Genomic DNA, 22,870 nt, shown 5'->3' with positions numbered 1-22,870 from the left:
TACGCAAAGGCGGACGGTCAGCCGGCGGTGGGCGTACCCGCCGGCCCGTCTTCGAGGAAGCGCAGCATGTGGTGGTTCAGCTCCTCGGCGAAGCTGTACGGCAGGTAGTCGGTGCGGATGGTGACGCGCAGGAGAGCATGGTCGACGCGGGGCAGCACCTCGACCGTGAGCCCGTTTGGCACCTCCCGGGCGTACGGGTCGACGACCTCCTCGGCCCGGCAGCCGGGCAGCTCCAGCGGCACCACCACGTTGTCCTGGAACACGAACGTCGGCAGGCTCGCGACCACCTCGCCGGAGAGCCCGGCGGCGGGATCGTCGGCGGTCTCCGCGAAGGGAACGTCCTGGGCCCGCATGAGATCGCGGATCGTCTCGTCGACCCGCAGGACCAGCTTGTCGTCCTGCGGCCCGTCGAAGCGCACCCGCACGCAGTTGAGGTTGAGCCGGGTGGTGAACGCGGAGTCGAGGACGCGGCTGCCGCGCTTGGCGACCACCATCAGCAGGGCGATGTCGTCCTGCGCGTGGATGGCGCGCAGCGCCGAGGCGAAGGCCGCCACGAAGTAGCTGGAGCGGCTGAAGCGCTGGTCGCGGGCGGCCCGGTCCCAGCGGTCGAGCACCTCGGGGGTGACGGTGACGGTGTGGCCCGCCTTCGGTCCCCAGGCGAGGGCCTGCTCCAGGGGTGCGGTGGCCGGGCCTTCGCCTTGGCGGGGTAGGTCGCGTAGTTGTTCGCGCCAGTAGGTTCGTTGGGTTTGCAGGTCGGCGGCGTCGCGGAGGCGGGTGTGTTCGTCGTAGGACTGGTGCAGTGTGGGTGCGGGGTGTGGCCAGGTGGGTGTGTGGCCGGTGTGTCGTGCGGTGTAGGCGTGGCTGAGGTCTCGTACGAGTAGTCCGTATGACCAGCCGTCGAAGGCGATGTGGTGGATGCCGATGCCGAAGAGGATTCGGTTGGTGGTTTTGTTTCGGATCAGGGCGGCGCGCCAGTTGCGGCCCTGGGTGTAGTCGAGGGGTTGTTGTACTGCTTCGGCGAGTTGGTCGAGGGCGTCGTGTTCGGTGGCGGCGTCGGCGAGTAGGCGTAGCTGGGGCATGCCGGGGTTGGGTGGGATGATTGCGGTTGGTGGGTCGGTGCGCCGGTAGCGGGCGTGTAGGGCCTGGTGGCGGTGGTGTAGGTCGCCGAGGGCGGCCATCAGGGCTCGTAGGTCCAGCTCACCCTCGATCCACCAGGTGACCGGGACGACGACCTCCAGCGGCGACATCAGGCACTTCGCCACCTGCTGCGCGAGCGGGACCGGTCCCGGGCGCTGCCGGGCCTGTCCGGCGGTCGGGCCGGTGTCCGTACGGCGGGGGGCGGTGGCGAGCCAGCGGGCCAGCTCGTGCGGGGTGGGCGTGCGGTGGATCTGCGAGACGGGCACCACTACGTCGGCGGCCTCGTCGATGGCGACGGCGACGGCGGCGGACTGCAACGACGTGCCGCCGAGGTGGAAGAAGCCGTCGCGGGCACCGACCCGCTCGATGCCGAGCACGCTCGCGAACACCTCCGCGACGAGGCGCTCGCCCTCGGTGGCCGGCTCCACGTACGGCACGCCGAGGTCGGGGCGTTGGGCGCCGGGTGCGGGAAGGGCACTCCGGTCGATCTTGCCGGTGCCGCCGAGGGGGAAGCGGTCGAGGACGACGACGGCGGCGGGGACCATGTAGCCGGGCAGGTGGGCCGTGGCGTGGTCCCGCAGGTCGCCGGTGCCCGGGGTGCGGCCGTCGCGCCCGGTGACGTACGCGACGAGCCGGGCCACGCCCCGGTCCTCGCGGCGGACGACGACTGCGGTCTCCACCTCCGGGTGCTGGGCGAGGATGCTCTCGATCTCGCCCAGCTCGATGCGGATGCCGTTGACCTTCACCTGGTGGTCCATCCGGCCGAGGATCTCCAGTGCGCCGGCGCTGTTCCACCTCCCCAGGTCGCCGCTGCGGTAGGCGAGCCCGCCGCCGTGCGGGTCGGTGACGAACCGCTGGGCGGTCAGTTCGGGGCGGTTGAGGTAACCGTCGGCGACGCCGAAGCCGGCGATCAGGATCTCCCCGGGAACCCCGGCCGGCATGAGGTCGAGGTTCGCGTCGACGACGCGGACCTGCCGGTTCGGCATCGGCCAGCCGATCGGCACGTACGCGCCACCCCACCCGGCCGACGCGTCGAACCAGGTGCACGCCACGGCGATCTCGGCCGGCCCGTACGCGTTGACCACCCGCGTGCCCGCCGTCAGCCACCGCTGGGCCAGCCGCGGCGGGACGGCCTCGCCGCCGAAGATGACGCAGCGGAGGCCGGGACAGGCGGCCGGGTCGAGCGGGGCGATGTTGGTGGCCGGTCCGAACGTGTGCGTGACGCCCTGGGTGTTGACGAGGTCGGTGAGCCGGCGCGCGTCGAGCAGATCGTCGCGCGGGCACACGACGACGCGGCCTCCGCCGGTGAGCGCGGCGAAGATCTCCCCGAACGCGGCGTCGAAGACCGGTGCCGCCGAGTGCAGCATCCGGCTGCCGGGGCCGATGGCGCACTCGCCGGTCATCCACGCCAGGAAGTTCGCCAGCCTCTCGTGTGACAGCACCACGCCCTTCGGCGTGCCTGTCGAACCCGACGTGTAGATGACGAACGCCGGCGCGTCCACCGGCACCGCAGGCAGATCCGCCACCGCACCGGCCGGTACCGCGGGCCAGCCGTCGTCCAGCGCCACCACCGTGACCCCGTCCCCGGCGGGAATCCGGGGCGCTACCGCACCGACCGTCAACACCACCCGCGCGCCGTGGTCGGCCAGCAGCACCCGCATCCGCTCCGCGGGCCACGACACGTCCATCGGCGTGTACGCGGCACCCGCCCGCAGCACGCCCATCGCCGCCACCAGCGACCACAACCCGCGCTCCAACGCCACGGACACCACGTCACCGGCACGGACACCCACCGACCGCAGGTACGCCGCCAGCAGCCCGGACCGGCGATCCAGCTCCCCGTACGTCAGCACCTCGTCGCCCGCGACACCCGCCACCGCCTCCGGCGACCGCCGCGCCCAGCTCAGCACGAGCTCGTGGATCGGCTCACCCGGGGTCTCCCGCACCGGGCCGCGCCCCCACGCCAGCAACCGCTCCCGTTCCGCGGCGTCCAGCAACGGCAATCGCGACAGGGCGACCTGCGGCGCCGCCGTCCCGGCGGAGACGAGCACCACTACCTGATCCACGAGTCCCCGCACGAACTGCGCGGAGAATCCCTCCACCGCGTAGTCCACCCGCAGCACGGACCCGTCCGCCGCCACGCGCACCACCATGTCGACGTCCACCACAGCCGGTCCCGTCTCCGCCACCGGACCGTCGGTGAACTCCACCGCCACCGGGTCCGGCCGGTCCGGGCCCGCCACCGGCGCCGTCCACGCCAGTCCCACCCGCGCCGCCAACTCCCCGAATCCCGGGTCGCCCGAGACGTCCACCCGCGCCACCGACCCGCCGGCCGGGGCCAGCCCGAGCACCACCTCGTCCTGGCCGGTCCAGCGGGCCAGGACCGCCACGAGCCCCGCCACCACGACGTGCCCGGCCGGTGTCACGCGCGACGGCCAGGCGGGAAGCACCCGGTGCACCGAGGCCGCCCGCGCGGGCCACACCGCCGGCCTCCGCAGGTCCCCCACGAGTTCCAGAGCAACCGCGCCGTCCGCGGCCTGGGCGCCACCGAACCCGACAGACAACAGCTCGACCTCCGATCGAAAGGGGACGACCGAAAGGCTCAGGGCCGCGACGATCGGTCAGCCGGGATGCCGTACGCCGGACGGTGGGGGGTGACGCGAGGCGCGTCGACGGAAGGCACCGCTCGCGGGCCACCCGATCCGGTGCGCTGAGAGTGGCAACGACGAGCCGACGGGGCCCGACCATACGAAGCGCTGTGCAGTGACGTACACCCCTAGAGATCGGCACGTCGACCCCTAGCGCATCAGCCGGAGATCTCCTCCCCGGGCAGGCCTGGGACGTTTCGGCGGTGCCCGCCGGCCGCGTCGGGGCCGGGTCGGCGATGTGAGCTGGCAGGGGGCGCGGCCGTCGGAATCCGGGCACTCGACAGCGCGGGCTGCGACAGCGCCGTCCGGCGACTCCAGCCCTTCTGAAGAACAGCTTTTCGGTCAGCCCGAGTCGATGGCCCCGCTAGGAGTATCGGCGGCCTCGGCGGCGAAAGAGCCGTCCGCGTTCGCCTGTCCGGCCCATCCCGGGGCAATGCGTAGTGACTATCATCTTTCGATCATGACGCCGGTCGGTGGCTGGAAACTCCACCGCTGACCGGCGGTGTGCACCTCGCCGCCGCAACGCTGGCCATGAGCCAGCCGGCTTCCCGGCCGGTCCAGCTCACGACCGTCCGGTCGGTGCACGCGGCACGCCCGGCTCTCGCGGCCGAGCGGCCGCATCAGGACCGGGAGCCCACCCCTTCGGCCACGTTCTCCGCTGTTCGTGGCCGTGGCGCACCGGTTTCACCGCCACCCCGAGGCCCGCACCGGGCCGGCATGTCAGGAGACCAGATGCAGGTGCCCATCCAGGTACAGGTGTTCGCACACGACGGGGTGGTCCTGGCCCGGCCGCCCGACCCGTCGGCCACCGCCGACAGCCCCTATCTCGCCGGCGCGGGCGCCGCTCTCTACAACGGCCTGGACATGATCACGGGTCTGCACCTGACCCTTCCGCACCAGTCGGCGGCGATTTGCAGCACCGGCTCCAGCGCGGACAAGTCGCTGCGTCTGCTCAGCCGGAGTGGTCTGAAGACGCCCAGCGACCTGCGGAAGTTCCGTTCCGGCGCGCAGGCGGTGCGGTACGCGCGGGAAGCCGTCGAGCGGGGCGAGACGCTGGAGTTCCAGTTTCCTCCGCATGACCCGCTGCTGCGGGCCGCTCGCGCCCGGGTGCCCGCGGATCTGGTCGCCCGCCTCAACAACAAGACCGTGCTGGAGACTCTGGTCGCGCCGGAGTACCTGCCCCGCCGGCAGGTCGCCACCCCCGCCGAGGTGCGCCGGATCGTGGCGCGGGACCGCCGGCCGGCGGTCATCAAACCGGCCGGGGTCGAGGTGTCCAGCGGAATTGCGATCTTCACCCGTCGGTTGCGGGACCGGCGGAACCGTTCCCTGTTCAACCAGTTGGAACAGGTGAGCGAGCAGTGGATCGTCGAGGAGGAGGTGCCCTTCCAGACGATCTGGGGTATCCAGTTCGGCGTGACCGACAGCGGATCGGTGCACTACTTCGGATCGTCGGTACACCTGCCGCAGCCCACCTCGACGTGGGTCGGTTGTGTGATGGACGACGACCAGCCCCCGGAGGAGCTGGTCGAAGCGCTGACCGTAGGGGTCCGAAAGGCCAGCGCGCTCGGGTACCGGGGCTACTGCTCCTTCGACGCCGGGATCGGCCGCGACGGCGCCCTGCGGGTCATCGACCCGAACTTCCGGGTCAGCGGGGCCACCACCTCGCTGCTGCACCGCAGCTCGCTGCTGGGCCGGCATCCGTGCGCCATGACCACGTTCTTCTCACTGGCCCCCGGCGTCGACGCCGAGCCGATCCTCGCGCCGTTCATCGACCGGGGACAGTTCGTCGTGTTCATGCACCACGACCCGGCGGAGACGGACAACGGCCCGCTGCCGGCGACCATCGTCGGCATGGTCGGGGCCGCGGACCGGTACGCCTGCGGCGTGCTGGTGGCGCAGATCCAGCGGGCCCTGGGCACCTGACGCCGCCGGTCCGGGCCCGCTCGGCTCCGGCGGCTCGTCATCCGTTCGCCGGCCCGGCCGCCCCCGCGGCGCCGGCCGGCGAACGGGCACCCGGCGGTGTCGGCCTCACATGCCGGAAAGTGCGGTACGCACAGCGGCCTCGGGGACGCGGGCGACCAGCTCGACTCCGCCCGGTCCGTCCAGGACGAAGGACAGGCCCGAGGTGGCCTTCTTGTCCCGGCGCATCAGCGCGATCAGCTCGTCGTGGTCGACGCCGGCGGGCAGCGTGGTGTCGAGCCCGTAGCCCGCCACCACGTCGTGGTGCTCGGCCACCCGGTCGGCCGGTACCCGGCCGAGGACGCCGGCCAGCCGGCCCGCGAAGACCGTGCCGACGCCGACCGCCTCACCGTGGCGCAGGCCGAAGTCGGTGGCCCGCTCCAACGCGTGCCCGAGCGTGTGGCCGTAGTTGAGGATGTGCCGCAGGCCGGAGTCCCGCTCGTCCGCGGCCACCACCCGGGCCTTCAACGCCACCGACGCGGCGATCTGCTCCGCCACCGGCCGGTCACGCAGATCACCGGCGCCGATGAAGTGCGCCCGGGCGATCTCCCCGTACCCGTTGCGCCACTCCCGCTGCGGCAGCGTCCCCAGGTGCTCGGTGTCGCAGAGCACCGCCCGGGGCTGCCAGTACACGCCCACGAGGTTCTTGCCCTCCGGCAGGTTGACGGCGGTCTTCCCACCGACGCTGGCGTCCACCTGGGCCAGCAGCGAGGTCGGCAGGTGGATCACCGGTACGCCCCGGTGGTAGAGGCCGGCGGCCAGCCCGACCACGTCCGTGGTGGTGCCGCCGCCGCAGGAGACCACCGCGTCCGTCCGGGTCAGCCCGAACTCGGCGAACGCCCGGCAGAGCTGTTCCACAGTGGTCAGGCTCTTGTCGTGCTCGCCGTCGCGGACCGGCACCACCCGGTGCGGCACGCCCGGGTCGGGCGTCCACTCCGGTGGCCGGGCCGAGACCACCACGACCCGCTGGGCGCCGATCCGCGCCACCTCCGCCGGGAGCCGGTGGCGCACGCCGGGACCGATCAGCACCGGGTACGACCGTTCCCCGAGTGCCACCTCGACGCGGGCCGGCTCGCTGGCGGGACGGTCAGGTACCGGCGCGTGCATGTGGTTGCTGCCTCCTCTGCGGAACGCGGGCCGGCGCGGTCGCGGCCGGGCTGCCCCGCACCATCGACAGGCGCAGCGCCAGCGCGGCCAGCGAGTCGACCTCCGGCCGGATGCCCCACCGATCGTGGGTGAGCTGCGCGTGGTGCGCCAGCAGGAACCCGGGAGGCGCCGTCGGGTGGTCGTGGCCCACCACGTCGGTCACCCGGTCCAGGTAGCGCTGCCACGCCACTGCCACGTCCCCGCCCAACGGTAGGTCACCGGCCGACAGGACGATCTTCTCCGCCCCGGCGTCGGCCTGCGCGGCCAGGTCCCGCCGCTGCGCGCCGGTGAGCCGCTGGCTGCGTTCCTGCCAGTGCAGGAACAGGAACGCCAGGCGGTCGGCCGCCGGCATCAGCCCGGTCAGGTGCCGCAGGTGCGCCACGGCCAGCGGCAACTCGCCGCCGGCCAGCCAGGGCACGTCACCGCCGAGCAGGGTGAGGGCCAGTTCGCTGCCCGCGAACGCGAGCGGGCCGCCCCGCGCGGGGTCGCGCACGACGTACCGGTCCCCGGCGAGGGACGTCCCCGGGTCGTAGGCGAGCAGTCCTGCCCGTACCGCGTCGAGCGCGGCGGGGGCGGCATGGAAGCCGAGGCTCAGCCGCCCGGCGGGGGAGTCCTCCGGGTCGAAGAACCAGTCCATGCCGGGATCGGCCCGGCGGGCGGCGGCGACCAGCCCGGTCAGGACGGTGCCGACCAGCTCGGTCAGTCGCGTGCCCGGGCAGCCGCCGGCCGGTACGGCCGAACGGGCGAACAACCAGCAGCGTTCCAACGACGGCACCTCGGCTGACGGGCGGGTGGAGCACGGGATTCGACGGTCCGCGGGGGTCGCCCCATCATCGGCCCGCGGGCGCGTTCCACCACCCGATCGGCGCTCCGAACTGGGGACGACTTAGGGGGTGGCAGGGGTAGGACACCGGCAGGGTGCTCGGAAGACTTGGGCCGCTACGGCGAGCGAGGTCTACGCCGCGGATGAGGAGTCTCGCCGACGGATGGATGTGGTGACATGCTTCGGAGCGACCTGATCCAGCCGTTGTCCGATCTGATCGAGGCGCACGCCGCCAGGTCGGGGAACAAGGTCGCATTCTGCGACGACCGCCGGGCGGTCGGATACGCCGATCTGGCGGCGCGGACCCGTCGGCTGGCCGGTCACCTGGCGGCAGCCGGGGTCGCCCGGGGCGACCGGGTGGCCTTCTGCCTCGGCAACCGCGTGGAGACGGTGGAGACCTGGCTGGCCGTCACGCGGGCCGCCGCGGTCGGCGTGCCGGTGAATCCGCACAGCACCGACGCGGAACTGGCCCATCTGCTGGACGACTCCGGCGCGGTGCTGGTGGTCACCGACCCGCGTCACCTCGACCAGATGCTGCGGCTGCGTACCGGCCGGCCGGCCCTGCGGATCGTGGTCACCGGGGACAACCCGGTTCCGGACGGGGTCGTCGCCTGGCGCGACCTGGTCGACACCGAGCCGTCCGTGGGGGCCCGCGACGACCTGGGCCTCGACGAGGTGGCCTGGATGCTCTACACCTCCGGCACCACCGGCCGGCCCAAGGGTGTCCTTTCCACCCAGCGCACCTGCCTCTGGTCGGTCGCCGCCTGTTACGTGCCGATCCCCGGGCTCACCGCCGCCGACCGGGTGGTCTGGCCACTGCCGCTGTTCCACAGCCTCTCCCACATCGGGTGCGTGCTGAGCGTGACGGCGGTCGGGGCCACGGCCCGGCTCATCGACGGCTTCTCCGCCGACGACGTGCTGCGCGCGGTCGACGAGGACGAGGCCACCGTGCTCGCCGGTGTGCCGGCCATGTACCACCACCTGGTCACCGCCGCCCGGGAGACCGGCTTCCGCGCCCCGGCCCTGCGGGTCTGCCTGGTCGGCGGGGCGATCACCACCGGCGCGCTGCGGCGGGCGTTCGACGAGGTCTTCGACGCGCCGCTGCTCGACGCGTACGGCAGCACGGAGACCTGCGGCTCGATCGCCGTCACCCGGCCGGAGCAGCCCCGGGTCGAGGGCTCCTGCGGGCGCGCGGTGCCCGGCGTCGAGGTGCGCCTGGTCAGCCCGCAGACGGGTCTGGACGTGCCGACCGGCGCCGAGGGGGAGGTCTGGGTCAGCGGTCCGAGCGTCATGCTCGGCTACCACGGCCTGCCGGAGGTCACCGCCGCCGCCCTGCGCGACGGCTGGTACCGCACCGGCGACCTGGCCCGCCGCGACGCCGACGGCAACATCTTCGTCACCGGCCGCCACCAGGAGCTGATCATCCGGGGCGGGGAGAAGATCCACCCGGGCGAGGTGGAGGAGGCGCTGCGCGCGGTGCCCGGCGTCGCCGACGTGGCGGTGACCGGCCGGCCGCACGAGGTGCTCGGCGAGGTGCCGGTGGCGTTCGTGGTGCCGGGGCCGGAGGGCTTCGACCCCGCCGCGGGGTACGCGGCCTGCCGGGAGAGGCTCAGCTACCACAAGGTCCCCGAGGCGCTGTACGAGATCGGGCAGGTGCCCCGCACCGCGTCCGGCAAGGTCACCCGCCGGCTCCTGCTCGACGGGCCGGCCCGGCTGCGGGCGGTCAACGGCAGCCACCACGAGGCGCTCAGCCTGCTCGCCTGGCGACCGCTGGACCTGGCCGCCGTACCGCCGGTGGCGACGCCCGTCCCGGCGGCCGCGCAGGACGCCGCCGCCCCGGCCCGCCGCTGGGCGCTCGTCGGCGCCGGGAGCGAGCCGCTGGTGGAGCCGCTGCGCGCGGCGTCACCGGGGGAGCGGTTCCGGGCCCACCGGGATCTGGCCACCCTGCGCGAGACTCCCGACGTGCCCGACGTGACGGTGCTGCTGGCCGGGCCGGCCGACGCCGACGCGGCGGACCTCGCCGACCGGTTGCGTGGCTGGCTCGACGACGACCGCTTCGCCGGCACCCGGCTGATGCTGCTGACCGGCCCGGCCGGCGACGCGGCCAACGGCCCCGGCACGAGCGGTGCCGGCAGCGCGGGCGACGCCCCCGCGCAAGACGCCGCCGCAGGCGAGGCCACTGCGGGAGACGTCGCCGGGGGAGCCGCCACCGGGGGAGCCGCCACCGGGGGCGACGCCGCCGGGTGGGCCGGGCCCGATCCGGCGGCCGGCGCCGTCTGGGCGGTCGGGCGCAGCCTGCAGGCCGCGTACCCGGACCGGATCGTGCTGGTCGACCACGACGCCGCGGACCGCTCGCTCGCCCTGCTGCCCGCCGTCGTGGACGCCGACGCCGCGCAGGTCGCCCTGCGGGCCGGGGCGGCCCGGCACGCGGCCCTCGTGCCCGCCCCGGCGACCGTGCCGGGACGGCCGGCGACCGTGGCCGACCCGGAGCGTCCCGTCCTGGTCACCGGCGCCGACGGACCGACCGGCGCCGCGCTGGCCCGGCACCTCGTCGCCGCGCACCGCGCCCGCCGGCTGCGGCTGCTGCACGCTGGCGCGACGCCCGCCCCGGCCCTGGCGGACCTGGCCGCCGAACTCACCGCCGCCGGTGCGGAAGCCGTTCCACTGCCCGCCGAGCGGGCGGGCGACGAGGCGTTCGGCGCCGTCTTCCTCTGCCCGTGCGACGACGACCTGGCCGACGCCGAGGCCGCAGCCCGGCTGCTCGGCCTCGCCGCGACGCTGGACGCCGCGAGCCGGCACCCGGGGGCCGCGTTCACCGTCCTCGCGCCGTCCGCCCTCCTGCTGGGCGCCGCGGGCCGGGAAGGGGCCGCCTCGGCCGTCGGCGCCCTGCACGCCCTGGCCACCCGCCGCCGGGCCGCCGGTCACCCAGCCCGGCTCGTCGGCACGACCGCGCCCGCCGAGCGCGTGCCGGCGGCGACCGGACCCGCAGCGGGCACCGCATCGGCGGCCGTCCGGGCCGACCTCGCCGCGTTCGACGTGGCCCACGACGGCGCCGACCTGGTCGTGCTCGCCCGCCCGGCGGGCCACGCCGACGCCGCGCACCCCGCCTGGCGCGGGCCCGTGGCCGAGCCCGGCGACGCCACGGACGACCGGGACGCCGCCGAGCTGCGCCGCCGGCTGGCCGGGCTCACCACCGCCGAGGGGGACCGGCTCCTGCTCGACCTGGTCCGCGCCGCCACCGCGCAGGTGGCCGGGCTGCCCGGCCCGGCCGCGGTCCGCCCCGGCCGCGCCTTCAAGGAACTCGGCTTCACCTCGGTCGCGGCGGTTGCGTTGCGCGACCGGCTGGCCCGGGCCACCGGGGTACGGCTCTCCGCCACGGCCGCGTTCGACCGGCCCAGCCCCCAGGCCCTCGCCCGGCACCTCGCCGCCCGGCTGCGCGGTGCCGCCGCGCAGGCCGCTCCCACGACGGACCCGGCGGTGGTGCCGTCCACCGGGGACGATCCGGTGGCCGTCGTCGCCATGGCCTGCCGGCTCCCCGGTGGCGTCGCCTCCCCCGAGGAGCTGTGGGAGCTGGTCGACCAGGGCCGGGAAGGGCTCACGGAGTTCCCCACGGACCGGGGCTGGGACCTGGCGAACCTGTTCTCCGACGACCCCGACCGCCCCGGCACCTCGTACGCCCGGGTGGGCGGCTTCCTCACCGGCGCCGCGGACTTCGACGCCACCCTGTTCGCGATCAGCCCGCGCGAGGCGCTCGCCATGGACCCGCAGCAGCGGCTGCTGCTGGAGACGTCCTGGGAACTGTTCGAGCGGGCCGGCATCGACCCCACCTCGCTGCGCGGCAGCGCCACGGGCGTCTTCACCGGCGTCATGCACCACGACTACGCCGCGAACCTGCGCCAGGCGCCGCCCGGCACCGAGGGCTACCTCGGCGTCGGCACCGCCGGCAGCGTCGTCTCCGGCCGGGTCGCGTACGCGCTGGGGCTGGAGGGGCCGGCTGTCACCGTCGACACGGCGTGCTCGTCGTCGCTGGTGGCGCTGCACCTGGCCGCCCAGGCGCTGCGCGCCGGGGACTGCTCGCTCGCCGTGGCCGGCGGCGTGGCGGTGATGGGCACCCCGCAGGCGTTCGTGGAGTTCAGCCGGCAGCGCGGGCTCGCCCCGGACGGCCGGTGCAAGGCGTTCGCCGACGGCGCCGACGGAACCGGCTGGTCCGAGGGCGTCGCCGTGCTGCTGCTGGAACGACTCTCCGACGCCCGCCGGCACGGGCACCCCGTCCTCGCCGTGCTGCGCGGCTCCGCCGTCAACTCCGACGGCGCGTCCAACGGGCTGACCGCCCCCAACGGGCCCGCCCAGGAGCGGGTCATCCGCCGGGCGCTGGACGCGGCCGGGCTCTCCACCGCCGACGTGGACGCCGTCGAGGCGCACGGCACCGGCACGTCCCTCGGCGACCCGATCGAGGCGCAGGCGCTGCTCGCCACGTACGGGGTGGGCCGCGGTGACGCCGAACCACTGCGGCTGGGCTCGCTGAAGTCCAACCTCGGCCACACCCAGGCCGCCGCCGGGGCCGCCGGGGTGATCAAGATGGTGCTCGCGATGCGGCACGGGACACTGCCGCGCACCCTGCACGTGGACGCCCCGACGTCCGAGGTGGACTGGTCCGCCGGCGCGGTCGAGGTGCTCACCGAGGCCCGCCCGTGGCCCGACGTACGCCGGCCCCGCCGGGCCGGCGTCTCGTCGTTCGGCATCAGCGGCACCAACGCCCACGTCATCGTCGAGGCCCCCGCCGATCCGCCGACCGCCGCCGGGGACGCCGCCCGGCAGTCGCCGCCCGCCACCGCGGCAGCGCGGCCGTCGACCGGCACCGCTCGGCCGCCCGTACCGTGGCTGCTCGCGGCTGCCTCCGGCGAGGCGCTGCGTGACCAGGCGGCCCGCCTGCTGGCCTGGCTCGACGGGCCGGGGGCGCACGCCGACCCGGCCGACGCCGGGCACGCCCTCGCCACCACCCGCGCCGCTCTCGAACACCGGGCCGTGGTGCTGGTGGGCGACGCGGAGTCCGCCCGGACGGGGCTCGGCGCGCTGGCCCGCGGCGGACCGGACCCGGACCTGCCGGGCGTGCTGACCGGCCGGGTCGTCGACGGCCGACTCGGCCTGCTCTTCGGTGGGCAGGGCGGCCAGCGCGCCGGCATGGGCCACGAGCTGCACGCGGCGTACCCCGTCTTCGCGGCCGCCTTCGACGCGGCCTGCGCCGAACTCGACCGCTGCCTCGCCGGCCACGCCCCGCTCCCCGTCGCGGACGTCGTCCTCGCGGCCGAGGGCACCGCAGCGGCCGAACTGCTCGACGAGACCCTGTACACCCAGCCGGGCCTGTTCGCCTTCGAGGTGGCGCTCTACCGCCTCCTGGAGCACTGGGGGGTCCGGCCCGACGCGGTGCTCGGCCACTCCGTCGGCGAGCTTGCCGCCGCGCACGTGGCCGGGGTGTTCTCCCTCGCCGACGCGGCGGCGCTGGTCGCCGCCCGAGCCCGGCTGATGCAGCAGCTGCCCGCCGGGGGCGCGATGGTCGCCGTCGAGGCCGACGAGGCCGAGGTCGCCGCGCACCTGACCGACCGGGTGGGCCTCGCCGCCGTCAACGGCCCCACCAGCGTCGTCCTGTCCGGCGACACCGACGCGGTGCTGGCCGTCGCGGACACCCTGCGCGCGGCCGGGCGCCGCACCAGCCGGCTGCGGGTGTCGCACGCGTTCCACTCGCCGCGCATGGACCCGATGCTCGACGAGTTCCGCGCGGTCGCGGCCGGCCTCACGTACCGCACCCCGCACCTGCCGGTGGTGTCCAACCTGACCGGCCACCCCGTCGACCCGGCCCGGCTCTGCTCGCCCGAGCACTGGGTGGCGCACGTGCGGGGCACCGTCCGCTTCCACGACGGCGTACGGGCCCTGCACGGGCAGGGCGTCACCACCTTCCTGGAGATCGGCCCGGCCGGTGTGCTCACCGCGATGGCCCGGGACTGCCTCGTCGCCGAGGCCGACGAGCTGGCCTTCGTCCCCGCCGTACGGGGCACCGCGGGCGAGGCCGAGGCGCTGCTCGCCGCCGTGGCGCGGCTGCACGTGCGGGGCGTCGCGGTGGACCGTGCCGCCCTCGCCGGCCCCGGCCCGCACCGCCGCGTCGACCTGCCCACGTACGCCTTCCAGCGGCGGCACTACTGGCTGCCCGCTCCCACCGGCGCCGGCGGTCCCGTCGGCGCCGGACTGGCCGACGCAGGGCATCCGCTGCTCGGCGGCCTGCTGGCGGTCGCCGGCACCGGGCAGGTGGTCTGCACCGGGCAGATCGCCACGGCCACCTCGCCGTGGCTGGCCGCGCCCGGCGACGGCACGGCGCCGCTGCTGCCCGCCACCGCCCTGCTGGACATGCTCACCCACCTCGGCGACCAGCTCGGCGCCCCGAGCGTGCGGCGGCTGCGCGTGCCCGAGCCGGTTCCGCTGCCCGCCGAGGCAACCCTCGAGGTGCAGATCGACGTGGGCGCGCCGGACGAGCACGGACGCCGGGTGGCGCACTGTCACGTCCGGGCCGGCGAGGGGCTGCCCTGGCGGGAGGTCGCCGAGGCCGTGCTCGCACCCGTCGACCCGGAGAGCGGCCGGGGCGCCCTCGCCCCCGCCTGGCCACCTGCCGGGGCCCGGCCGGTGGACCTGAGCGCCCCGCCGCACCGGGCGCTGGCCGGGGAGCTGGCCCGTGCCGCGTGGGTCGCCGCCGACCGGCTCTACGTCGACGTACGCCTGCCCGACGACGCCCGCGACCCGGACGCCGAGCGGTACGGCGTGCACCCGCTGGTGCTGGACGCGGCCCTGCGCCTGCTCCCGCTCGCCGGCTTCGCGTCGGTCGCCGACGCCGGGCCCACCGCCCGGCTGCTGCCCACCGAGTGGGCGGGCGTGCGCCGCCACGCCGTCGGGGCGCACGCGCTGCGCGTCTGCCTGGCCCCCGCCGGGGCGGACGCGGTGACGCTGAGCGCCGTCGACGACGCGGGCGGGCCCGTGCTCGACGCCGACCGGGTGGTGCTGCGGCCGGTGGACCTGCCGTCCGCCGACCCGCCGGCGCCGGCGGCCACCCCCGCCGGGCTGTACGCCGTCGACTGGCTGCCCGCCGCGTTCCCGGCGACCCCGGCGCCCTCCTGGACGCTCGCCGACGGCACGCCGCCGGACGGGCCGCTGCCGCCGCTGCTGGTGCTGCGGGTCGGCGACGGCGAGCCGGGCCGGCCGGTGCCCGACCGGGCGCACGCCGTCGGCCTCGCCGTGCTCGACGTGCTCCAGACCTGGCTGGCCGACCCCCGCGCGGAGACCACCCGCCTGGCCCTCGCCGTGCGCGACGGCGACCCGGTGCACGCCCCCGTGGCCGGGCTGCTCCGCGTCGCCCAGGCCGAGCAGCCCGACCGTTTCCTCCTGCTCAGCCTCGACACCACCGACGACGCCGCCATCCGTTCGGCGCTGGCCGCCGCCGACGACGAACCCGAGGTGGCCGTCCGCGACGGCCGCGCACTGCTGCCCCGCCTCCGCCCCGTCGAGCGGCCCCCGGCCGGCGCGCCGCTCGCGGCCCTGGCCGGCGGCACCGTGCTCCTCACCGGCGGCACCGGCGGGATCGGCCGGCACGTCGCCACCCACCTCGCCACCGCGCACGGCGTCACCGAACTGGTGCTGGTCAGCCGCAGCGGCCGGGCCGGCGACTGGACGACCGCGCTGACCGACGCCGGCGTCACAGTGCGGGTGGTCGCGGCCGACGTCGCCGACCGGGCGGCGCTCGCCGAGGTCATCGCCCCGCTGGCCGACCGGCTCGTCGCCGTCGTGCACGCCGCCGGGGCCACCGACGACGCCCTGCTCACCGACCTCGACCCGACCCGCTGGGCCCGGAGCCTGCGCGCCAAGGTGCACGGCGCCTGGCACCTGCACGAGCTCACCGCCGGCCTCGACCTGGCGGCGTTCGTGCTCTTCTCCTCGGCCGCCGCCACCTTCGGCAGCCCCGGCCAGGGCAACTACGCGGCCGGCAACGCGTTCCTCGACGCGCTCGCCGCGCACCGCCGCGCCCAGGGCCGGCCGGCGAGCGCCCTGGCCTGGGGGCTGTGGGCCGCCGAGGACGGGATGGCCGGCCGGCTCAGCCCCGCCGGCCTGGCCCGGCTCGCCCGCGGCGGCACCCGCCCCCTCGACACGGCCGCCGGGCTGGCGCTGTTCGACGCCGCCCTGCACGTGGACCGGCCGGCGCTCGTGCCGATCGGGCTCGACCTGGCCGCCGTACGGACCTCCGGCGAGGTGCCCGCCCTGCTGCGGGCGCTGCTGCCCCAGCCGCCCCGCCGGGCGGTCAACGCCGCCTCCGCGCCCGCCGCCGCGAAGGGCTTCGCCGACCGGCTGGCCGAACTCGCCGAGCCCGAGCGCGCCGAACTGCTGCTGGACCTCGTACGCGCCCGGTGCGCCACAGTGGTCGGGCACACCGGCCCCGAGCAGGTCGAGCCGCGCCGCCCGTTCAAGGACCTCGGCTTCGACTCGCTGATGGCCGTCGAACTGAGCAACCGGCTCACCGCCGTCACCGGGGTCCGGCTCGCCCCGCACGCCGTGTTCAACCACCCCACCCCCGAGTTGCTCGCCGCGCACCTGCACGCCCGGCTGCTCGGCACCGCCGCCACCGAGGTCGCCGACGCGAGCACCGTCGCCCTGGACGAGCCGGTCGCCATCGTCGCGATGGCCTGCCGCTTCCCCGGCGGGATCGGCTCCCCGGAGGAGCTGTGGCGGCTGCTCGACGCGGGCGACGACGTCATCGGCGACCTGCCCGACGACCGGGGCTGGCCGCTGGCCGACCTCCACGACCCGGTGCCCGGCACTCCCGGCCGGACGTACGTGCGCTCCGGCGGGTTCCTCACCGGCATCGCCGACTTCGACGCCGAGTTCTTCGGCATCAGCCCCCGCGAGGCCCTCGCCATGGATCCGCAGCACCGGCTGCTGCTGGAGACCTCCTGGGAGGCGCTGGAACGCGGTGGCATCGACCCGGCCACCCTGCGGGGCAGCCGCACCGGCGTCTTCGCCGGCACCCACGGGCAGGACTACGCCGACCGGGTCGCCCCCGGTGTCGTCTCCGACGACGGCGAGGTCACCGCCGACGAGGGGCACCTGCTGACCGGCACCGCCGGCAGCGTCCTCTCCGGCCGGGTCGCGTACGCGCTCGGGCTGGAGGGACCAGCTGTCACCGTCGACACCGCCTGCTCGGCGTCGCTGGTGGCGCTGCACCTGGCCGTCCAGGCGCTGCGCCAGGGCGACTGCGACCTGGCGCTGGCCGGTGGGGTGTCGGTGATGTCCACCCCGGCCGGGCTGACCGGCTTCAGCCGCCAGCGCGGTCTCGCCGCCGACGGGCGGTGCAAGGCGTTCGCCGAGGACGCCGACGGCTTCGGCATGTCCGAGGGCGTCGGGATGCTGGTGGTGGAGCGGCTCTCCGAGGCCCGCCGCCGGGGCCACCCCGTGCTGGCCGTCGTGCGCGGCTCGGCGGTCAACTCCGACGGCGCGTCGAACGGGCTGACCGCCCCGAACGGGCCGTCGCAGGAACGGGTCATCAAGGCCGCGCTGGGCGCCGCCGGGCTGAGTGCCGCCGACGTGGACGTGGTGGAGGCGCACGGCACCGGCACGTCGCTCGGCGACCCCATCGAGGCGGAGGCGATCCTCGCCACGTACGGGCAGCGCCCGGCCGGCGCCGCGCCGGTGCTGCTCGGCTCGGTCAAGTCCAACCTCGGGCACACCCAGGCCGCGGCCGGCGTCGCCGGCGTGCTCAAGATGGTCCTCGCCATGCGGCACGGGCGGCTGCCCCGCACCCTGCACGCCGAGCGCCGCAGCTCGCGGATCGACTGGGACTCGGGAGCGGTGCAGCTGCTCACCGAGGCCCGCCCGTGGCCGGCGGCGGACCGGCCGGTGCGCGCCGGCGTCTCGTCGTTCGGCATCAGCGGCACCAACGCCCACGTGATCGTCGAGTCGGTCGCCGAGGCGCCGCCGGAGGCCGCCGAATCCGAGCCGCCGCAGGAGCGCGCGTTGCCGTGGCTGCTGTCGGCGCGTACCCCGCAGGCGCTCGCCGGCCAGGCGCGGCGGCTGCGGGAGCACCTCGCCGCCCGGCCCGACCAGCGGCCCCTCGACGTGGCGTGGTCGCTGGCCACCAGCCGGGGCACCTTCGACTCCCGAGCGGTGCTGGTGGCCGCGTCCGCGCAGCGGGTCGCCGACGCCCTCGACGCGCTCGTCGAGGGCCGGCCCGACCCGGCGGTCACGCGCGGCGAGGCGCGGCCCACCGGCCGGTGCGTCTTCGTCTTCCCCGGGCAGGGCTCCCAGTGGCTCGGCATGGGGTTGGACCTGCTCGACCAGGCCCCCGTGTTCGCCGAACGCATGGCGGCCTGCGACGCGGCGCTGCGGCCGTACCTGGACTGGTCGCTGCTGGACGTGCTGCGCCAGGCGCCGGGCGCGCCCGGCCTCGACGAGGTCGACGTCGTGCAGCCCGCCCTGTTCGCGATGATGGTGTCGCTGGCCGAGCTGTGGCGCTCGTACGGCGTGCAGCCGGCCGCCGTGGTCGGCCACTCCCAGGGCGAGATCGCCGCCGCCTGCGTCGCCGGGGTGCTCTCCCTGCCCGACGCGGCCCGGGTGGTGGCGCTGCGCAGCCGCGCGCTACGGGCTCTGGCCGGGCACGGGGCGATGGCCTCCGTCGCGCTGCCGGCCGACACGGTCCGCGACCGGATCGCCCGCTTCGGTGAGCGGATCTCGGTCGCCGCCGTGAACGGGCCGGCCGCCGTCGTGGTCTCCGGCGAGCCGGAGGCAGTCGAGGAGCTGCTCGCCGAGCTGGCCGGCGAGCAGGCCCGGGTGCGGCGCATCGCCGTCGACTACGCCTCCCACTCCGCCCAGGTGGAACGCATCCGCGACGAGCTGGCCGAGGTGCTGGCCGGCATCGCCCCCGGCCCGGCCGCCGTGCCGCTGTTCTCCACCACCGACCTGCGCTGGCTCGACGGCGAGGAGATGGGGCCCGACTACTGGTACCGCAACCTGCGCCGGCCCGTCGAGCTGGAACGGGCGATCCGCGCGCTGGCCGCCGAGGGCCACGACGCGTACGTCGAGTGCAGCCCCCACCCGGTGCTCACCGTCGGCGTGGAGGAGACCCTCGCCGACCACGACGGCGATGCCGTGGTGGTCGGCTCGGTGCAACGCGACCAGGGCGGCCGGGAGCGGTTCCTGCTCTCCCTGGCCCAGCTCCACGTGTCCGGGGTCGCGGTGGACTGGCGGCCCGCACTGGCCGGCGGCCGGCGCGTCGACCTGCCCACGTACGCGTTCGCCCACCGCCGCTACTGGCCCCGGCCGGTCTCCGGCCCCGGCGACGTCAGCGCCGCCGGTCTGGACGCCGCCGGTCATCCGCTGCTCGGCGCGTCGGTCGTGCTGGCCGAGACGACGGGCCACCTGTTCACCGGGCGGCTGTCGGCCGACGCGCAGCCGTGGCTGGCCGATCACCGGGTCACCGGCAGCGTGCTGGTGCCCGGCACCGGCCTGGTGGAGTTCTGCCTGCGCGCCGGCGACGAGGTCGGCCACCCGTTCCTCGACGAACTGGTCATCGAGGCCCCGCTGACCCTGCCCGCCGACGGCGCGACGCAGGTGCAGGTGGCGGTCGGCGCGGGCGCCGGCGACGGACGCCGCCCGGTGACCGTGCACTCCCGGCCCGCCGACGCGCCGGCGGGACAGCCGTGGACCCGGCACGCCAGCGCCACCCTCCGCGCCGACCAGCCCGCGGTGCCGCCGCAGCTCACCGCCTGGCCGCCGCCCGACACCCGGCCCGTCGACCTGACCGGCTTCTACGCCGGCCTGGAAGCCGACGGGTACGCGTACGGGCCGGCGTTCCAGGGCCTGCGCGCGGTGTGGACCAGCGGCGACGAGGTCTACGCCGAGGTGGAGCTGCCGGCGGCCCAGCGGGTCGACGCCGACCGGTACGGCCTGCACCCCGCCCTGTTCGACGCCGCCCTGCACGCCGCGCACTTCGGCGGCCTCGCCGGGGCCGGGGCCGGCCAGCTCCTGCTGCCGTTCGCCTGGAACGGCGTCAGCCTGCACGCCACCGGGGCCACCGCCCTGCGGGTACGGCTGACCCGGGTCGGGCCGCACGCCATCGCGCTGACCGTCGCCGATCCGACCGGCGCCCCGGTGGCCGAGGTGGCCGCCCTGACGATGCGCCCGATCTCCACCACCGAGCTGGCCGTCACCGACGACCGGGCCACCCGCGACGCCCTGTTCCGCGTCGACTGGACGCCGCTGCCGCCCGTCGGGACGGCCACCCCGGTCGACGCCGTGGCCGTCGCCCCCGGCCTGGACGGGTTTCCGCTGCACCACGGGCTGGACGGGCTCGCCGACGCGGTGGACGCCGGACTGGCCCTGCCCGGGGCGGTGCTCGTGCCGCTCGGCGCGCACCCCGCGCAGCCCACCCCCCGCGCGGCGCGCCACGCCGCCGTGCAGGCCCTCGACCTGGTCCGGCGCTGGCTCACCGAGCCCCGCTGGGCGACGTCGCGGCTGCTGCTGGTGACCCGGGGCGCGGTGGCCGTGCACCACGCCGGCGAGGTGACCGACCCGGCCGCCGCGGCGGCGTGGGGCCTGGTGCGCTCCGCCCAGTCGGAGAACCCGGGCCAGATCGTCGTCGTCGACGTCGACGGCGACGGGATCGGCCCCGACGAGGTGGCCGCCCTCCTGGCGGCGGACGAGCCGCAGGCCGCGATCCGGGTCGGCGCGGTGTACGTGCCGCGGCTGGCGCGGGCCGGGTCGGCCGGCGAGCTGCCCGCACCGCCCGCCGCCGCGTGGCGGCTGGACGCGCCGGTGCGCGGCAGCCTGGAGAACCTCACCCTGGTCGCCACCGACGCCGCCGACGCCGCGCTCGGCCCCCGCGAGGTCCGGGTCCGCGTCCGCGCCGCCGGCCTCAACTTCCGCGACGTGCTCAACGCGCTCGGCCTCTACCCGGGCGACGCGGGCCCGCTCGGCGGCGAGGGCGCCGGCGAGGTCGTCGAGGTCGGCACCGAGGTGACCGACCTGCGCCCCGGCGACCGCGTCTTCGGGGTCTTCGTGGGCTGCTTCGGACCCGTCGCGGTCACCGACCGCCGCCTGCTGGCCCCGATGCCGGCCGGCTGGTCGTACGTCGAGGCCGCGTCCGTGCCGGTGGTCTTCCTGACCGCGTACCACGGGCTGGTCAACCTGGCCGGGCTCACCCGGGGCGAGTCGGTGCTGGTGCACGCGGCGGCCGGCGGCGTCGGCATGGCCGCCGTGCAGCTCGCCCGCCACCTCGGGGCCGAGGTGTACGCCACCGCCAGCCCCGCCAAGTGGGACGCCCTGCGCGCGCTCGGTCTCGACGAGGAGCACCTGGCCTCGTCCCGGACCCTCGACTTCGAGACCCGCTTCACCGACGCCACCGGCGGCCGGGGCGTGGACGTCGTGCTGGACTCGCTGGCCCGCGAGTTCGTCGACGCCTCGCTGCGGCTGCTGCCGCGCGGCGGGCGGTTCGTCGAGATGGGCAAGACCGACATCCGCGACGCCGCCCGCGTCGCCGTCGACCATCCGGGGGTGGCCTACACCGCCTTCGACCTGACCCTGCAGGAGCCCGACGAGGTGCAGCGCATGCTGGTCGTTCTGCTGGGGCTCTTCGAACGGGGGACGCTCACCCCGCTGCCCACCCAGGTGTGGGACGTCCGCCAGGCGCCGGAGGCGTTCCGGCACGTCAGCCAGGCCCGGCACGTCGGCAAGGTGGTGCTCACCATGCCCCGGGCGTGGAACCCCGACGGCACGGTGCTGCTGACCGGCGGCACCGGGACCCTGGGCCGGCTGGTCGCCCGGCGGCTGGTCGAGACGCACGGCGTACGACGGCTGCTGCTGGTCAGCCGCCGCGGCGAGCGGGCCCCCGGCGCGATCGAGGCGCTCGACGAACTGCGGGCCCTGGGGGCCGAGGCCACGGTGGTGGCGGCCGACGTGTCCGACCGCGACAACCTCGCCGGGGTGCTGGCGGCGGTACCGGAGCGGCACCCGTTGACCGCCGTCGTGCACCTCGCCGGGGTGCTCGACGACGGGGTGGTCACCGCCCTCACCCCGCAGCGCGTCGACACGGTCTTCGCGCCGAAGCTCGACGCCGCGTGGCACCTGCACGAGCTGACCCGCCACCTCGACCTCGCCGGGTTCGTGCTCTTCTCCTCCGGCGCCGGAGTCTTCGGCGTCCCCGGTCAGGCCAACTACGCGGCGGCCAACGCGTTCCTCGACGCGCTCGCCCTGGCCCGCCGTGCGGAGGGGCTGCCGGGCCGGTCGTTCGCCTGGGGGCTGTGGGAGCAGGCCAGCGAGATGACCGCCAAGCTGGACCGGACCGATCCCCGGATCACCGCCCGTGACGGGCAGCTCGCCATCCCGTCCGAGCTGGGGATGGCCCTGTTCGACGCGGGCCTGCGGCTGGCCGAGCCGGTGCTGGTGCCGACGAGGATCGACGTCGCCGCGCTCGGCGAGCGGGCCGAGCGGCCCCCGGCGCTGCTGCGCGGGCTGCTGCGCCGGGAGCGGCCGACGGCGCGGGCGGCCACCCCGGCCGGCGGCGGGCGCACGCTCGCCGACGAGCTGGCGGCGCTGGACGGGCCCGAGCGCCACACCCTCGTGGTCGACCTGGTACGCGAGCAGGCGGCGAGCGTGCTCGGACACGGCAGCCGGGTGGCGGTGGCCCCGGGCCGGGCGTTCAGCCAGATCGGCTTCGACTCGCTGACCGCCGTCGAGCTGCGCAACCGGCTGACCACGGCCACCGGCCTGCGCCTGCCGGCCACGCTGATCTTCGACTACCCGGATCCGAACGAGCTGGCCACGTACCTGGTGTCCGAGCTGGCGCCGGACACCGTACCGGCGGCCCCGTCGGTCCTCGCGGACCTGGAGAACCTGGAGCGCTCGCTGACCGAGGCCACTGTGGAACCGGAGCTGCACGACCAGATCGGGTCGCGCCTGGAGGTGCTGATCGCCAAGTGGCGGACGATGCGCGCCGGCACGGGCGGCGATCCCGACCTCGATCTCGAACTGGCCAGCGACGACGACCTGTTCGACCTCATCGACTCCGAACTCGGTATCTGATGGCCGTCCGGCCGCCCCGCACGCCGCAAGCCGACCCCGTGTCCGACCGACC

General features: G+C 76.2%; 5 protein-coding genes. 2 read left to right on the top strand and 3 right to left on the bottom strand.

Annotated elements, in window-relative coordinates; genetic code table 11:
- Positions 1-17: 17 nt before the first annotated feature.
- Positions 18-3,701 (bottom strand): non-ribosomal peptide synthetase, encoded by a 3,684-nt coding sequence (locus MicB006_RS15230; protein ID WP_116506956.1) that lies wholly within the window; start codon positions 3,699-3,701, stop codon positions 18-20.
- A gap of 816 nt (positions 3,702-4,517) precedes the next feature.
- Here MicB006_RS15230 and MicB006_RS15225 point away from each other — a divergent pair.
- The gene (locus tag MicB006_RS15225) at positions 4,518-5,708 is read left to right on the top strand and encodes an ATP-grasp domain-containing protein (protein ID WP_116506954.1); all 1,191 of its coding nucleotides are present in this window, start codon (positions 4,518-4,520) and stop codon (positions 5,706-5,708) included.
- A 105-nt stretch (positions 5,709-5,813) separates the two neighbouring features.
- On the opposite strand, the gene MicB006_RS15220 is transcribed toward MicB006_RS15225, so the two are convergent.
- A complete protein-coding gene (locus tag MicB006_RS15220; protein ID WP_116506952.1) occupies positions 5,814-6,851 on the bottom strand; it encodes a 3-dehydroquinate synthase in 1,038 nt (345 codons plus the stop codon).
- On the bottom strand, positions 6,832-7,665 hold the full coding sequence (locus MicB006_RS15215) for a hypothetical protein (protein ID WP_225980767.1): 834 nt from the start codon (positions 7,663-7,665) through the stop codon (positions 6,832-6,834). The genes MicB006_RS15220 and MicB006_RS15215 overlap by 20 nt, the downstream gene beginning before the upstream one ends.
- Positions 7,666-7,890: 225 nt before the next feature.
- Between MicB006_RS15215 and MicB006_RS15210 the strand changes: the two genes are divergently transcribed.
- Positions 7,891-22,818 (top strand): type I polyketide synthase, encoded by a 14,928-nt coding sequence (locus tag MicB006_RS15210; RefSeq protein ID WP_116506950.1) that lies wholly within the window; start codon positions 7,891-7,893, stop codon positions 22,816-22,818.
- Positions 22,819-22,870 lie beyond the last annotated feature (52 nt).

This window comes from Micromonospora sp. B006, from assembly GCF_003408515.1.
Lineage (GTDB): Bacteria > Actinomycetota > Actinomycetes > Mycobacteriales > Micromonosporaceae > Micromonospora > Micromonospora echinospora_A.
This window is presented reverse-complemented; position numbering and strand designations above follow the sequence as displayed.